The 14,019-nt window shown below is 70.9% G+C and carries 14 protein-coding genes; 5 read left to right on the plus strand and 9 right to left on the minus strand.

All coding sequences use genetic code 11. The features are described from left to right. Window positions 1-37 precede the first annotated feature (37 nt). The 5 genes from K7I03_RS22320 to K7I03_RS22340 all read right to left on the minus strand — a co-directional run bounded on the left by K7I03_RS22320 (window position 38) and on the right by K7I03_RS22340 (window position 3,969). Window positions 38-871, minus strand: a complete 834-nt coding sequence (locus K7I03_RS22320; RefSeq protein ID WP_185945343.1) for a hypothetical protein — start codon at window positions 869-871, stop codon at window positions 38-40. Further along, window positions 868-2,217 carry a hypothetical protein gene (locus K7I03_RS22325; protein ID WP_185945342.1) on the minus strand — a complete coding sequence of 450 codons (1,350 nt, stop codon included), beginning with the start codon at window positions 2,215-2,217 and terminating at the stop codon, window positions 868-870. The genes K7I03_RS22320 and K7I03_RS22325 overlap by 4 nt, the downstream gene beginning before the upstream one ends. After that, window positions 2,217-2,534: a hypothetical protein gene (locus tag K7I03_RS22330; RefSeq protein WP_185945341.1), complete on the minus strand. Its 318-nt coding sequence runs from the start codon at window positions 2,532-2,534 to the stop codon at window positions 2,217-2,219. Before K7I03_RS22330 ends, K7I03_RS22325 begins: the two co-directional genes overlap by 1 nt. A gap of 74 nt (window positions 2,535-2,608) precedes the next feature. Next, window positions 2,609-2,875, minus strand: coding sequence for a protealysin inhibitor emfourin (locus K7I03_RS22335; RefSeq protein WP_185945340.1), 267 nt, complete (start codon window positions 2,873-2,875; stop codon window positions 2,609-2,611). Window positions 2,876-2,904: 29 nt separating this feature from the next. Continuing rightward, window positions 2,905-3,969 (minus strand): M4 family metallopeptidase, encoded by a 1,065-nt coding sequence (locus K7I03_RS22340; protein WP_185945339.1) that lies wholly within the window; start codon window positions 3,967-3,969, stop codon window positions 2,905-2,907. Window positions 3,970-4,354: 385 nt separating this feature from the next. Between K7I03_RS22340 and leuA the strand changes: the two genes are divergently transcribed. From leuA to K7I03_RS22360, 4 genes are all read left to right on the plus strand, one after another. Further along, window positions 4,355-6,181 carry a 2-isopropylmalate synthase gene (gene leuA / locus K7I03_RS22345; protein ID WP_224347160.1) on the plus strand — a complete coding sequence of 609 codons (1,827 nt, stop codon included), beginning with the start codon at window positions 4,355-4,357 and terminating at the stop codon, window positions 6,179-6,181. Between the two features lie 220 nt (window positions 6,182-6,401). Beyond that, complete coding sequence (locus K7I03_RS22350) at window positions 6,402-7,136, plus strand: tellurite resistance TerB family protein (RefSeq protein WP_224347161.1); 735 nt, start codon at window positions 6,402-6,404, stop codon at window positions 7,134-7,136. 275 nt (window positions 7,137-7,411) lie between these two features. Then, window positions 7,412-8,158 (plus strand): DNA repair protein RecO, encoded by a 747-nt coding sequence (gene recO, locus K7I03_RS22355; RefSeq protein ID WP_185945338.1) that lies wholly within the window; start codon window positions 7,412-7,414, stop codon window positions 8,156-8,158. A 26-nt stretch (window positions 8,159-8,184) separates the two neighbouring features. Next, window positions 8,185-9,012 carry an isoprenyl transferase gene (locus K7I03_RS22360; protein ID WP_185945337.1) on the plus strand — a complete coding sequence of 276 codons (828 nt, stop codon included), beginning with the start codon at window positions 8,185-8,187 and terminating at the stop codon, window positions 9,010-9,012. A 56-nt stretch (window positions 9,013-9,068) separates the two neighbouring features. On the opposite strand, the gene K7I03_RS22365 is transcribed toward K7I03_RS22360, so the two are convergent. The 4 genes from K7I03_RS22365 to K7I03_RS22380 form a co-directional block, all read right to left on the minus strand. Continuing rightward, complete coding sequence (locus tag K7I03_RS22365; protein ID WP_185945336.1) at window positions 9,069-9,485, minus strand: Fur family transcriptional regulator; 417 nt, start codon at window positions 9,483-9,485, stop codon at window positions 9,069-9,071. A 225-nt stretch (window positions 9,486-9,710) separates the two neighbouring features. After that, a complete protein-coding gene (locus K7I03_RS22370) occupies window positions 9,711-10,613 on the minus strand; it encodes a metal ABC transporter permease (protein ID WP_185945335.1) in 903 nt (300 codons plus the stop codon). Continuing rightward, window positions 10,613-11,398 carry a metal ABC transporter ATP-binding protein gene (locus K7I03_RS22375; protein ID WP_185945334.1) on the minus strand — a complete coding sequence of 262 codons (786 nt, stop codon included), beginning with the start codon at window positions 11,396-11,398 and terminating at the stop codon, window positions 10,613-10,615. Before K7I03_RS22375 ends, K7I03_RS22370 begins: the two co-directional genes overlap by 1 nt. A 68-nt stretch (window positions 11,399-11,466) precedes the next feature. Continuing rightward, the gene (locus K7I03_RS22380; RefSeq protein WP_185945333.1) at window positions 11,467-12,447 is read right to left on the minus strand and encodes a metal ABC transporter substrate-binding protein; all 981 of its coding nucleotides are present in this window, start codon (window positions 12,445-12,447) and stop codon (window positions 11,467-11,469) included. A gap of 188 nt (window positions 12,448-12,635) precedes the next feature. On the opposite strand from K7I03_RS22380, the gene K7I03_RS22385 reads away from it, so the two are divergent. Beyond that, a complete protein-coding gene (locus tag K7I03_RS22385) occupies window positions 12,636-14,018 on the plus strand; it encodes a glycine--tRNA ligase (RefSeq protein WP_185945332.1) in 1,383 nt (460 codons plus the stop codon). The last annotated feature ends 1 nt before the right edge of the window (window position 14,019 follow it).

Here is a 14,019-nt window from a genome sequence, read left to right on the forward strand (position 1 = left end):
CGGGCGGGACGAGCCAGGCCGGTGCCGGCCGGGGGCCTCAGCCCCCGTCGTAGCGCACGACCCGGCCGTGCAGCGCCCGCGCGACGCGCTCGCCCAGCCCGTCGTCGCAGAGGTTGACGGTCCAGTTCCCGGCGGCCACCAGGGTCGCCGGGACGCCCTTGTACGCGATGGCCTCGCGCAGCGTGCGGTCCCGGTCGGCGGGGGTGGCGTGCAGCGCCAGGGTCGCGCAGTTCGGGGCGCCGGACTGCTTGCCGGTGGTGCAGTCGATCACTGCCGACCCCTGGGACTTCCGGTCCGCGCAGCCGACGGCCGCGTCGAGGGCGTCCGCCAGGGCGCCCACGTTCTTGTAGCGCGGCTCGGCCGGGATGCTCGGCAGCGGGTAGTCGGGGATCTTGCCGCCCTCCGGGCGCAGGACGACGCCGTGCAGGGCCTGGGCGATCCGCGGAGCGTAGCGGGGCTCCATGACGCGGACGTACCAGTTGCCGGCGGCGACGAGGGTGTGGCTGTAGGGCGCTTTGCGGCGGGAGGCGATGGAGTCGCCGATGCGGTCGCGCTCGTAGGTGTCGGGGTTCGAGACGTGGATTTCGTTCTCGACCGCCGTGCCGTTGATCTTGGCCCTGCAATCCAGTGACGTGCCGAAACGTGGGTCGGTCTTCGCGCGCCGGAGGATCGTGCAGGGGAGGCCGGTCGCGCCGAGCGCCCGGACGACATCGTCGGAGTCCTTGTACTCGGGCTTGGTGGGCACGTTCGCGGGCATGGGGACCAGCGGCGGCGGACCGCCGTCGTCCTTCCCCGCCCCGCACGAGGTGAGAACGACGGTGGTCGCGACGGCCGTCAGGGCGCGGACGAGCCTGTTCACAGCTGCTGTCACTTCGGCGGGGTCGGGGCGGGGCCGGGTTCGGGCGAAGGTGTTCCGGGCTTGGGCGCGCCCGATCCGGTGCCCGTGGTCACCCCGTCGGTGTCGAAGATCGGGTGCAGGTCGACGTGATGGCCCTTGGGGGTCTGGCTCTCCAACTGCCTGAGCGCCTGCGCCCGTTGCTCGTCCGTGAACGACTCCCAGCGCTGTGCGTCGGTCAGGTGCGGCTGGAGCTTGTCCCAGTTCGAGGCGCGGTGGCGGATCGCGCCGCCACGGCTGTCCGTGTCGTCGCCGTACCGCTCGTTCGCCTCGCGGACCTGCGGGGTGTCGGCCGCGTAGAGCAGGAACAGGTGCTTGTCGGTGCGGGCTCCGTAGGGGTTCTCCTTGAGGTCCTTGAGGAGGTACGCGCTCAGCCGGATGTCCTCGTTCGGGTTCTCCTCGATGTACTTGGTCAGCTGGGCGTCGCTCAGGTCGCGCAGATGCCGGCCGCCGACGATGAACGACTCGTCGTGCTTCTCCAGCACCGATCGCGCGGTCTTCAGCTTCATGTGCGTGATGCCGAGCGACTTGTCCGGCTTGAGCGTCTCCTCCAGCGACCAGTCGAAGAACCGTCCGAACCGCCCCAGCGGACTGCCGGGGTCCTTGTCGACGTTCTGGTACCACTGCTGCTCCTGCCACAGGATGGCCAGCAGCAGGGTCTTGCTCATGCCCGTCTCGCGGGCCGCCCGGTCCACCGCGGCGAGCTGTGCCGCGCCGACGTTCACCGGGTGCAGGCCGCCGGGCCCGTTGGCCAGGCGCAGTGCGACGTTGAGCGGGCTGCCGGGGACGAGCGCCTCTTTCACCATCGCCGGGTCCTTGACCTCGGTCAGTCCCTTGACGGCCCGGATCGCCTCGGCGGCCTTGGTGTCCGCCGTGGTGGCCTTGGTGAGGGCGTCGTTGATGATGCCCTGGGCGTGGCTGATGCGGTCGGTGTAGGTGGTGTCGCCGGGAGCCGTCGCGACGGCGTGGGCGAGCTGCACCCGGCCGCTCTCGTCGACGTGCAGGTCGTTGGCGCGGGCGTAGTCGAGGGCGCTCGTGAGGTCGCGCTGGGCGTTCTCGATGGCCTCGGCGAGGTCGTCGTACGCCGTGGTGAGGGCGCGCAGGGACAGGGCCGCGGCCTCGTAGTCGCCGGCGTGCTGGACGAACGTCTTGCGGGCGGCCTCACCGCCGTCGCCGATCCAGCACTGCCGGAGGGTGGACGCGACGCGGTCCCGGGCCAGGCCGCCGATCTCCTCGCAGTGCTTGGCCGCGCGGAGCACGTCGTCGGCGGCCTTGCGCCAGAGGTCGGGCTTGGCGTCACGGAGGTCGGGCACCGTTACCATCAGGCACCTTCCAGAGCGGCGGCGCCCTGGCGCAGCCCGGCCTCGATGGAGCGGTCCGTGCCGGCGTACTCGTCCATGGCCTTGGTGATGGAGCCCGCCGCGGCGCGGGCCGACTTGCCGAGTTCGTGGAGGTGCTTGCTCCACTCGGCGACGCAGTCGTCGCTCGCCGCGGACGCCGTCCAGCCGCCGTGCGCCTTCGCCGCGGCCACGGGGTCGTCGAGCTTCGCGGTGCCCTTCCCCTCGGAGCTGGCGGTGTGGAATTCGGCGGCGACGCTCCTCGGTCTGGCGTCCTTCACGCCGAGATCAGGCCATCCCATGACTGTTCCCCCTGTTTCGAGCCATCGTGCTCGAACAGGTTAACGGTCTGTGAACCCTGCCCGGCGCGTCCGTTTCACGCCCCTTCCCGCAGCACCGTCCGGATCAGTTCCCGCTGGTCCTCCGTGAGATGGGGGTCCGCCAGGTGGACCTTGCGGCTGTCGACCGTGATCTCGTAGTGGAAACCGTCGGGGACGCCGCGGGCGGGGGCGTCGCGGCCGGGGGACAGGGCGCGGTGGGCGAGGGCTTCCAGGTGGGTGGCGTCGGGCCGGCCTGTGGTGTCCAGTTCGGCCCGGCGCTCGATCCCGGCGAAGCCGCCGGTTCGTGTGATGACGATCCGCATGGCGTCATTGTGGCCCGCCGGGGGCCGCCTTACGAGGTGGGGACGCCCACCTGGGACCACGCCTTGAGGACCGCCTGCGTCACCTCGCCGTCCCCGTACAGCTGCTGGGCGGACGCCAGGGTCTGCCGGGCGAAACCGGCGAAGTCCACGGTGGGACTGAGCTCGCCACCGGTCAGCGTGGCGTACCAGACCTTGCCGGCGCGCTCCCACGCGTGGCCGCCGAGGGCCGTGGCCAGCAGGTAGAAGGCCCGGTTGGGGATACCGGAGTTGATGTGGACGCCGCCGTTGTCACGCGGGGTGCGGACGTAGTCGTCCATGCTGCCGGGCTGGGGGTCCTTGCCCATCGCCGGGTTGTCATAGGCCGTGCCGGGTGCCTTCATAGAGCGCAGCGCGCCGTCGAGGCCCGGGCCGAGGAGCCCTTCGCCGATCAGCCAGTCCGCGTCGGCCGCGGTCTGCCCCAGGGCGTACTGCTTGATCAACACGCCGAAGACGTCCGAGATCGACTCGTTGAGCGCGCCGGACTGCCCGTAGTACTCCAGGTTGGCGGTGTACTGGGTGACGCCGTGGGTGAGCTCGTGGCCGATGACGTCGAGCGGGATGGTGAAGTCCAGGAACATCGTGCCGTCACCGTCGCCGAAGACCATCTGGTCACCGTCCCAGAAGGCGTTGTCGTACTTCACGCCGTAGTGGACGGAGGCGTTCAGCGGCAGCCCGGCGTCGTCGATGGAGTGGCGTCCGAAGACCTTGAGGTAGAAGTCGAAGGTGGCGCCGAGGCCCGCGTAGGCGCGGTTGACGGTGGCGTCCTTGGTGGGCGGGCCGCCTTCGCCCCGGACCTTGGTGCCGGGCAGGTTCGTCGTGTGGTGGGCGTCGCAGAGGGTGCGTTCCGCGGTGTCGGACGGGGTGCCGGTGGGGGCGGCGGTGCCGCGGGCGGTCACGACCCGGCGGCGGGTGCGCAGGGCGCCGTCGTGTTCGAGGGTGCGGCGGGCGGGTTCGTGGTGCAGCGGGTCCTCGGACTCGGCGAGCCGGTCGAGCACGTGGGGAGGAATGATCGTGCAGAAGGGGCGGCATGCCGTCCCGGTGGGGTCGCCATTCATGGCCCGAATGTGGCACCGCGTCACCGTCTTGTCACTCCCTGAGGTCATGATTAATGAAAAAGAGTGCTTCGCGGCCTTCGGGCAGGCCAGGGCCGGTCGCAGCTGCTAGGTGACCGCGCGTCCCGCATGCTGATACGGCTCGTCGCATCCCCGCCGGTCTCGGCTACCGTGCCGTGCATCATGCGTTATGGGCTGCTTCTCCTTAGCTGCCGCGGTGAGGGTCCGTAGTCGTCGGCCGACCCCCTCCCCGCGGAGACCGGTGATGCGGTGCCCGGCCCGGGAGCCCTCGGGTACCCCTGGGAACACCGCTCGCCCCGTCGGCCCCCCCGGCTCCGCCGTGACGGAGCCCGGGACCCACGTGGAGCACCCGAGGAGACCTGCGCAGATGTCCCGGACGATCCGGATCCCCGATTCCGCCTCCGATTCCGCCCCTGACGCCCCCCGTGACGCCGCCCCTGATTCCGTGGGCCGTCCCACCCCCCTCACCGCCGCCACCCTCACCCAGCGCCCGTCCGGGATGCCGGTGCACAAGTACGGCCGGTACGAGGCCGTGGACCTGCCCGACCGCACCTGGCCGGACCGCCGGATCACCAAGGCCCCGCGCTGGCTCTCCACCGACCTGCGCGACGGCAACCAGGCCCTGATCGACCCCATGTCGCCGGCCCGCAAGCGGGAGATGTTCGATCTCCTGGTCCGCATGGGCTACAAGGAGATCGAGGTCGGCTTCCCGTCCTCCGGCGCCACCGACTTCGCGTTCGTCCGCTCGATCATCGAGGAGGGCGCGATCCCCGAGGACGTGACGATCTCCGTCCTCACCCAGGCCCGCGAGGAACTGATCGAACGGACCGTGGAGTCGCTGCGCGGTGCCCACCGGGCCACCGTGCACCTCTACAACGCCACCGCGCCGGTCTTCCGCCGCGTCGTCTTCCGCGGCTCGCGCGAGCAGGTGAAGCAGATCGCGGTGGACGGGACGCGGCTGGTCATGGAGTACGCCGACAAGATCCTCGGCGACGAGACCGTGTTCGGCTACCAGTACAGCCCGGAGATCTTCACCGACACCGAGCTGGACTTCGCCCTGGAGGTCTGCGAGGGCGTCATGGACGTCTGGCAGCCGGAGGAGGGCCGGGAGATCATCCTCAACCTGCCCGCCACGGTGGAGCGTTCGACCCCCTCCACCCACGCCGACCGCTTCGAGTGGATGGGACGCCACCTGTCCCGCCGTGAGTTCGTCTGCCTCTCCGCCCACCCGCACAACGACCGCGGCACCGCCGTCGCCGCCGCCGAGCTCGCCGTGATGGCCGGCGCCGACCGCGTCGAGGGCTGCCTGTTCGGCCAGGGCGAGCGGACGGGCAACGTCGACCTGGTCACGCTGGGCATGAACCTGTTCTCCCAGGGCGTCGACCCCGAGATCGACTTCTCCCGGATCGACGACATCCGCCGCACCGCCGAGTACTGCAACCAGATGGAGGTCCACCCGCGCCACCCCTACGCGGGCGACCTGGTCTACACCGCCTTCTCCGGCTCCCACCAGGACGCCATCAAGAAGGGCTTCGAGGCGATGGAGGCCACCGCCGCCGCCGAGGGCCGGAGCGTGGACGAGATCGAGTGGGCGGTCCCATACCTGCCCATCGACCCCAAGGACGTCGGACGGTCGTACGAGGCCGTCATCCGCGTCAACTCGCAGTCCGGCAAGGGCGGGATCGCCTACGTCCTGAAGAACGACCACAAGCTGGACCTGCCGCGCCGGATGCAGATCGAGTTCTCGAAGATCATCCAGGCCCGGACCGACGCGGGCGGCGGCGAGGTCACCCCGCAGGAGATCTGGTCCGTCTTCCGCGACGAGTACCTGCCCACCGACGAGAACCCCTGGGGGCGCGTCGAACTGCGCGCCGCCCAGACCACCACGGCCGGGGAAGGCGCCGACGTCCTCACCGTCGAGGCCGTCGTGGACGGCGAGGAGACGGTCCTGACCGGTACGGGCAACGGCCCGATCTCCGCCTTCTTCGACGCGCTCGCCGCCACCGGCATCGACGCCCGCCTGCTCGACTACACCGAGCACACCATGAGCGAGGGCGCCAGCGCCCAGGCCGCCTCGTACATCGAGTGCGTGATCGACGGCAAGGTGCTGTGGGGCATCGGCATCGACCCCAACACCACCCGTGCCTCCATCAAGGCGGTCGTGTCCGCGGTGAACCGCGCGTACCGGCCCTGACGCAGGCGGGAGTTGGCGCGCCCGGATGACGGGCGCGCCGTCCCGATCGTCAACGGCGCGCCTCCGAAACCACCGCATCCGGTGCGCTCGGGGGCGCGTCCGGTACCGGGGCTCCCCCGAGCGGCCCGAGTCTGCGCACGGGGTGCTGACGGCACGTCGACGATGTGGCTAACATCACGTCAACGCGGCGACGAGGCCGTGGCGTTAGGAGGTGTGCGCCGTGAAGCACGCGCAAGGCCGACCGAGCCCCGACCGGTGTGTGCTGGGCGTACGCACCGTATGGCGCACCATCGGCGACGGCGAGTTCTTCTGCCCCGGCTGCGGCGGCGACCGCAACTACCACCGGCGCACCGGCCGCCGCCGCCTCGTCGTCCTGGGGCTGCCGATGCTGCCACGCGGGCCGGTGGGGCCGGTCGTCGAGTGCACGGCGTGCCACGAGCGGTACCCGATGGACGTCCTCGACCACCCCACGACCACCCGGTTCTCCGCGATGCTGCGGGACGCCGTGCACACGGTCGCGCTCGCGGTGCTCGCGGCGGGCGGCACGGAGGCGCGTACCGTCCGCCGGGCGGCGGTGGGCGCGGTGCGGGCGGCCGGCTTCGCCGACTGCAGCGAGGAGCAGCTCGTCACGCTGATCGAGGCGCTGGCCGCCGATACCGGGCGGCTGCCCGGCCCCGGCAGATTCCCCGCGGGCCCCGCCGTGTCGGGGCGGGACGGGTTCGACCCGTGCGGCACCGCACTCGCCATCGAGCTGCACGAGGCGCTGGAGCCGCTGGCTCCGCACCTCGCTCCCGCCGGGCGGGAGTCGATCCTGCTGCAGGGGGCCCGGATCGCGCTCGCGGACGGGCCTTACCGGCCGGCTGAGCGGGAGGTGCTGGCGACGGTGGGGCGGGCGTTGATGATCTGTCCGGAGGATACGGACCGGTTGCTGGCGGCGGCGCGGACGCCGTCGTAGACGGCGGGGGGTTTGCCCCGGTCCCTCCCCCAGAGGGGGCACCCCCATTCGCCGTTTCCTGGGGCTGACGCCCCAGACCCCCTTGTCCTCAAACGCCGGACGGGCTGACCAGTCAGCCCGTCCGGCGTTTGAGGACATCCGCGCGGAGCGCGGTTTCGGGGGTGCGGGGCCGCAGCCCCTGCCGCAAGCGTCCCGCGCGTGCGGGACAATGGCCCCATGACCCTCTCCCGCGACGCAGTCACCGTGCTCCGCGCGCAAAGGCTCGGCGGCGGGCGATGACCCTGTTCCGTGACGACGGCATCGTCCTCAGAACCCAGAAACTCGGCGAAGCCGACCGCATCATCACCCTCCTCACCCGCGCCCACGGCCGCGTCCGCGCCGTAGCTCGCGGCGTGCGCCGGACGAAGTCCAAGTTCGGGGCCCGCCTCGAACCGTTCTCGCACGTCGACGTGCAGTTCTTCGCCCGCGGCGGCGAGCTGGTGGGGCGGAGCCTGCCGCTGTGCACGCAGAGCGAGACGATCGCGGCGTACGGCGGGCCGATCGTCATGGACTACGCCCGGTACACCGCCGGGACGGCCATGCTGGAGACGGCCGAGCGGTTCACGGACCACGAGGGTGAGCCGGCCGTCCAGCAGTACCTGCTGCTCGTCGGGGGGCTGCGGACGCTCGCGGCCGGGGAGCACGCGCCGCATCTGATCCTCGACGCGTTCCTGCTGCGCTCGCTCGCCGTCAACGGGTACGCGCCGAGCTTCGACGCGTGCGCGCGCTGCGGGATGCCGGGCCCCAACCGGTTCTTCTCGACGGCGGCCGGCGGCGTGGTCTGCGGTGACTGCCGGGTGCCGGGAAGCGTCGTACCCTCCTCGGAGGCGATCGGGCTCCTCGCCGCCCTGCTGTCGGGGGACTGGGCCACGGCGGACGCGTGCGAGGCGCGGCACGTCCGGGAGGGCAGCGGCCTCGTCGCCGCATATCTGCACTGGCACCTCGAGCGGGGGCTTCGTTCGCTCCGCTACGTCGAGAAGTAGAGAAGTACATAGGAGTAGTGGCAGCCATGGCACGACGCGGGCTTCTGGGCCGTTCCCGTCGCGAGTACCGCACCCCCGAGCCGCACCCCTCGGGCGCGCGGCCGCCGAAGATCCCCGGTGAGCTCGTTCCCGAGCACGTCGCGATCGTCATGGACGGCAACGGCCGCTGGGCCAAGGAGCGCGGGCTGCCGCGCACCGAGGGGCACAAGGTCGGCGCCGAGCGGGTGCTGGACGTCCTTCAGGGCGCGATCGAGATGGGCGTCGGGAGCATCTCCCTGTACGCCTTCTCCACCGAGAACTGGCGGCGCTCCCCGGACGAGGTGCGCTTCCTGATGAACTTCAACCGGGACTTCATCCGCAAGACCCGGGACCAGCTCGACGCGCTCGGCATCCGGGTGCGCTGGGTGGGCCGGATGCCCAAGCTGTGGCGTTCGGTGGCCAAGGAGCTCCAGATCGCGCAGGAGCAGACCAAGGACAACGACCTGCTCACGCTGTACTTCTGCATGAACTACGGCGGGCGTGCCGAGATCGCGGACGCCGCCCAGGCGCTGGCCGAGGACGTCCGGGCCGGCCGGCTCGATCCGTCGAAGGTCAGCGAGAAGACCTTCGCGAAGTACCTCTACTACCCGGACATGCCGGACGTGGACCTGTTCCTGCGCCCGTCCGGGGAGCAGCGCACGTCCAACTACCTGCTCTGGCAGAGCGCCTACGCGGAGATGGTGTTCCAGGACGTGCTCTGGCCGGACTTCGACCGCCGCGATCTGTGGCGCGCCTGCCTGGAGTACGCGCAGCGGGACCGGCGGTTCGGCGGGGCGATCCCCAACGCCGTCGAGGAGGACGGCGCGTCGGCCTGAACGGGGCGGCGGGCAAACGGAACGCCCGGCCTTCCCGGCCGGGCGTTCGTCGTATGTCAGGCGCCGGCGGCGCGGGCGCAGTCCCCGCAGGTGCCGAAGACCTCCACCGTGTGGGCGACGTCCACGAAGCCGTGTTCGGCGGCGATGGTGTCCGCCCACGTCTCCACGGCCGGTCCCTCGACCTCGACCGCCTTGCCGCACATCCGGCAGACCAGGTGGTGGTGGTGTCCGCTGGAGCAGCGGCGGTAGACCGCCTCGCCCTCGCTGGTGCGCAGGACGTCCACCTCGCCGGCGTCGGCGAGGGACTGGAGGGTGCGGTAGACCGTGGTCAGTCCCACGGACGCGCCGCGGTGCCTGAGCATGTCGTGGAGTTCCTGAGCGCTGCGGAACTCGTCCACCTCGTCGAGCGCCGCCGCGACGGCGGCGCGCTGCTTGGTGGCTCGGCCGCGTACCGGGGGACCGGCGGTCGCCACAGTTGCCTCCTCAAGCTCGGCTGACACACCCACGCACGGATTTCGGCGGCGTGCGGGCCAATTGTGCCAGGCCCCGCGTACCGGTCGTTTGCCATGATCCATGCGTTCCGGACGTCCTGCGGAGTACAGGTTTGGTTAGCCTAACCTGCACCCCGCTGTCGCCGCAGCAGTTGTGATCGCCGATGTGACCGCCGTCGCACGGGGTCTTGGGGGCGCCGGGAGCCCTCAGACGCGTACGTCGTCCGGGGTGCCCGGTGCGCCCGGAGCGCCGGGCTCCGTCAGCGTGCACCGCTCCTCGTCGAGCGCCTTCTTCCGGGCGCGGGATCCGGCCAGTGGCGCGGCGATCGCCGTGAGGACGATGAAGACGCCGATCGTCATCAGCACGATGGTGGCGCCCGGCGGGACGTCCACGTAGTACGAGGTCGTGGTGCCGGAGAGGGTCACCAGCACCCCGATGCCCACGGACAGCGCCAGCGTGGTCGCGAAGCTGCGGGCGATCTGCTGGGACGCGGCCACCGGGATCACCATCAGGGCGCTGACCAGCAGCAGCCCGACCACCCGCATGGCGACCGTGACCGTCAGCGCGGCCGTGACGGCGACCAGCAGGTTGAGCAGGCGCACCGGGAGGCCGGTGACGCGGGCGAACTCCTCGTCCTGGCAGATGGCGAAAAGCTGCCGCCGCAGGCCCAGTGTGGCGAGGATCACAAAGGCGGCCAGGATGCAGATCGCGACGATGTCCTGCCGCGAGACCGTGGTCAGCGAACCGAAGAGGTAGGTGACCAGGTTGGCGTTGGAGCCGTTGTCCGAGAGGTTGATCAGCATCACGCCGCCGGCCATGCCGCCGTAGAACAGCATGGCGAGGGCGATGTCGCCGCGGGCCTTGCCGTAGGAGCGGATCAGCTCCATCACGACGGCGCCGACGACGCACACCGTCGCGGCCACCCACACCGGGCTGGCGTGGAGCAGGAAGCCCAGGCCCACGCCGGTGAGGGCGACGTGGCCGATGCCGTCGCCCATCAGCGCCTGGTGGCGCTGGACGAGGTAGATGCCGATCGCGGGGGCGGTGATGCCCACGAGGAGCGCGGCGAGCAGTGCGCGCTGCATGAACGCGGCGTCGAGGATCTCCATCAGCTCAGCAAACCTGTCCGAGTCGGTTCCGCCGCCGGGCCGGCGTGCGGGTGTACGTGGTCGTGGCCGGGGAGCGCGTGCTGGCCCACGGCCTCGGGCGGCGGCCCGTCGTGGACGACGCAGCCGTCGCGGAGGACGATCGCCCGGTCGATGAGGGGCTCCAGCGGCCCGAGTTCGTGCAGGACGAGGAGGACGGTGGTGCCGCGGGCGACCTCCTCGCGCAGGGCGTTGGCCAGCACCTCCTGGCTGGCGAGGTCCACGCCGGCCATCGGCTCGTCCATGATCAGCAGTTCGGGTTCGACGGCGAGCGCGCGGGCGATCAGCACCCGCTGGTGCTGGCCGCCGGAGAGGGCGTTCACCGAGTCCTTGAGCCGGTCCGCCATGCCGACCAGCTCCAGCGCCTTCACGACGGCGTCGCGGTCGGCGCGGCGGCTGAACCCGAGCTTCGTCCGCGCCAGCCGCCCGGCGGAGACCACCTCGCGCACGGTCGCCGGGACGCCGGCCGCGGCGGTGGTGCGCTGCGGTACGTACCCGATCCGTGCCCAGTCGCGGAAGCGGCGCTTCGGCGTGCCGAACAGCTCCAGCTCGCCGCCGGTCAGCGGGACCTGGCCGACGATCGCCCGGACCGCCGTGGACTTCCCGGAGCCGTTGGCGCCGAGCAGCGCGACGACCTCGCCGCGCCGGACCTCCAGGTCGACCCCGCGCAGGACGGGCCGCGCGCCGAGCGACGCGGTCGCCCCGCGCAGGGATATGACGGGCTGCTCGGTCTGTCCGGTCTGTTCCATGTCCGCCTCCTCAGGTGCGCGCGCGCCGGGCGCCGACGTGCTCTGTGTGCCGGTCTCCGTGCGCGTGCTCACTTCGCACCGAGCGCTTTCCGCAGGGCCGCCAGGTTGGACTCCATGACCTCGAAGTAATCGTGTCCCTTGGAGTGGTCCGTGATGCCCTCGAGCGGGTCGAGGACGTCGGTCCGCAGGTGGAGGTCGCCGGCGATGGTCTTCGCGGTGGCCGGGCTGGCGATGGTCTCGAAGAAGACCGTGTTGACGTGGTGGTCCTTCGCCAGCTTGTGCAGGTCCTTGATCCGCGCCGCGCTGGGCTCGGCCTCCGGGTCGACGCCGCTGACGGCCTCCTCGGTGAGCCCGTAGCGCTCGGCGAGGTAGCCGAAGGCGGCGTGGGTGGTGATGAAGGTGTCGGAGGCGCGGTTCCGCAGGCCGTCCGCGAACTTCGTGTTCAGGTCCTTGAGGCGGGACACCAGGATGTCGGTGTTCTTCTGGAAGATCTCCCGGTGGTCCGGGGCGGCCTTGGCGAGGGTCTTGTTCACGCCCTCGGCGACCTCGGCGTACTTCACGGGGTCGAGCCAGATGTGGGGGTCGGCGGTGCCCTCGTGGCTCCCATGGTCGCCGTGATCGGCGTGGTCGTGGCCGTCGACCTCGTCACCGTGGGTCTCCAGGTGGGTGAGGGAGGCCGCGTCGGCGACGTTCTTCGCGCCGGACTGCTTGATCGCCTCGTCCACGGCGGGCTGGAGCCCCTTGAGGTAGACGACGGCGTCCGCCTTCTCCAGGGAGGCGACCTGCCGGGGCTTGAGCTCCAGGTCGTGCGGTTCCTGTCCGGGCTTGGTGAGGCCGGTGACGTGGACGTGGTCCCCGCCGATCTGCCGGACGAGGAACTCCATCGGGTAGAACGACGCCACGACGTCCAGCTTGCCGTCTCCGCCTCTCACCTGCTCGTCGGAGGCGCAGGCGGAGAGGGTGCCAAGACCGAGCGCCGCCGCCAGGGCGACGGCGATCCCGGTTATTCGGGGGGACCGGGAGGCGGGGCGGCGAGGATCGTCGTTCATGACACTCATTTTCAACGAAAATGGAAACGATTGTCAACAAGGGCTCGGTCATGGAAGGGCCCGGGAGAGGGGTGGACCGGCCGGTGGCCGGTTGGCGAGCGGTCGGGGCGGGACCGATTTGATGAGAGGGGGTGCCGCGCCGGTAACCTGAAGCATTCGCTGTTCATCGTCGCAATGAAGAGAGCACCGTGGCCGCCGAGAAGATCGACACCATCGTCAGCCTGAGCAAGCGCCGTGGCTTCGTCTATCCGTGCAGTGAGATCTACGGCGGTCAGCGTGCCGCCTGGGACTACGGGCCGCTCGGTGTGGAGCTCAAGGAGAACATCAAGCGCCAGTGGTGGCGTTCCATGGTCACCTCGCGCGACGACGTGGTCGGTCTCGACTCGTCGGTGATCCTGGCCCGCGAGGTGTGGGAGGCGTCCGGTCACGTCGCCACCTTCACCGACCCGCTGACCGAGTGCACCTCCTGCCACAAGCGCTTCCGCGCCGACCACCTGGAGGAGGCGTACGAGGCCAAGCACGGCCGGCTCCCCGAGAACGGCCTCGCCGACCTCAACTGCCCGCACTGCGGTAACAAGGGCGGCTTCACCGAACCCAAGCAGTTCTCCGGCCTGCTCTCCACCCACCTCGGCCCCACGCAGGACAGCGGCTCGGTGAGCTACCTGCGCCCCGAGACCGCCCAGGGCATCTTCACCAACTTCGCCCAGGTGCAGCAGACCTCGCGCCGCAAGCCGCCGTTCGGCATCGCCCAGACCGGCAAGTCGTTCCGCAACGAGATCACGCCGGGCAACTTCATCTTCCGCACCCGCGAGTTCGAGCAGATGGAGATGGAGTTCTTCGTCAAGCCGGGCGAGGACGAGCAGTGGCACGAGTACTGGATGGAGCAGCGCTGGAGCTGGTACACCGGCCTCGGCATGCGCGAGGAGAACATGCGGTGGTACGAGCACGCCGCCGAGAAGCTCTCGCACTACTCCAAGCGCACCGTTGACATCGAGTACCGCTTCAACTTCGGCGGCACCGAGTTCTCGGAGCTGGAGGGCCTCGCCAACCGCACCGACTACGACCTCAAGGCCCACTCCGCCGCCTCCGGCCAGGACCTGTCGTACTTCGACCAGGAGGCCGGCGAGCGCTACTTCCCGTACGTCATCGAGCCGGCGGCCGGTCTGAACCGCGCCATGCTCGCCTTCATGCTCGACGCGTACGTCGAGGACGAGGCGCCCAACGCCAAGGGCGTCATGGAGAAGCGCGTCGTGATGCGCCTCGACCCGCGCCTGGCCCCGGTCAAGGTCGCCGTCCTGCCGCTGTCCCGCAACCCGCAGCTCTCCCCGAAGGCCAAGGGCCTCGCGGCGGACCTGCGCAAGCACTGGAACATCGAGTTCGACGACGCCGGCGCCATCGGCCGCCGCTACCGCCGCCAGGACGAGATCGGCACGCCGTTCTGCGTCACCGTCGACTTCGACACCCTCGACGACAACGCGGTGACCGTGCGCGAGCGCGACACGATGAAGCAGGAGCGCGTCTCCCTCGACCAGATCGAGGCGTACCTGGGCGGCCGTCTGCTCGGCTGCTGAC

Source organism: Streptomyces mobaraensis, from assembly GCF_020099395.1.
Taxonomy (GTDB): domain Bacteria; phylum Actinomycetota; class Actinomycetes; order Streptomycetales; family Streptomycetaceae; genus Streptomyces.

Excerpts from the sequence above, each read along its gene's own strand:
- K7I03_RS22370 (WP_185945335.1), bottom strand. The coding sequence starts at position 10,613 with ATGGAGATCCTCGACGCCGCGTTCATGCAGCGCGCACTGCTCGCCGCG.
- recO (WP_185945338.1), top strand. The coding sequence starts at position 7,412 with ATGACCCTGTTCCGTGACGACGGCATCGTCCTCAGAACCCAGAAACTC.
- K7I03_RS22340 (WP_185945339.1), bottom strand. The coding sequence starts at position 3,969 with ATGAATGGCGACCCCACCGGGACGGCATGCCGCCCCTTCTGCACGATC.
- K7I03_RS22380 (WP_185945333.1), bottom strand. The coding sequence starts at position 12,447 with ATGAACGACGATCCTCGCCGCCCCGCCTCCCGGTCCCCCCGAATAACC.
- K7I03_RS22330 (WP_185945341.1), bottom strand. The coding sequence starts at position 2,534 with ATGGGATGGCCTGATCTCGGCGTGAAGGACGCCAGACCGAGGAGCGTC.
- K7I03_RS22325 (WP_185945342.1), bottom strand. The coding sequence starts at position 2,217 with ATGGTAACGGTGCCCGACCTCCGTGACGCCAAGCCCGACCTCTGGCGC.
- K7I03_RS22360 (WP_185945337.1), top strand. The coding sequence starts at position 8,185 with ATGGCACGACGCGGGCTTCTGGGCCGTTCCCGTCGCGAGTACCGCACC.
- K7I03_RS22335 (WP_185945340.1), bottom strand. The coding sequence starts at position 2,875 with ATGCGGATCGTCATCACACGAACCGGCGGCTTCGCCGGGATCGAGCGC.
- K7I03_RS22375 (WP_185945334.1), bottom strand. The coding sequence starts at position 11,398 with ATGGAACAGACCGGACAGACCGAGCAGCCCGTCATATCCCTGCGCGGG.
- leuA (WP_224347160.1), top strand. The coding sequence starts at position 4,355 with ATGTCCCGGACGATCCGGATCCCCGATTCCGCCTCCGATTCCGCCCCT.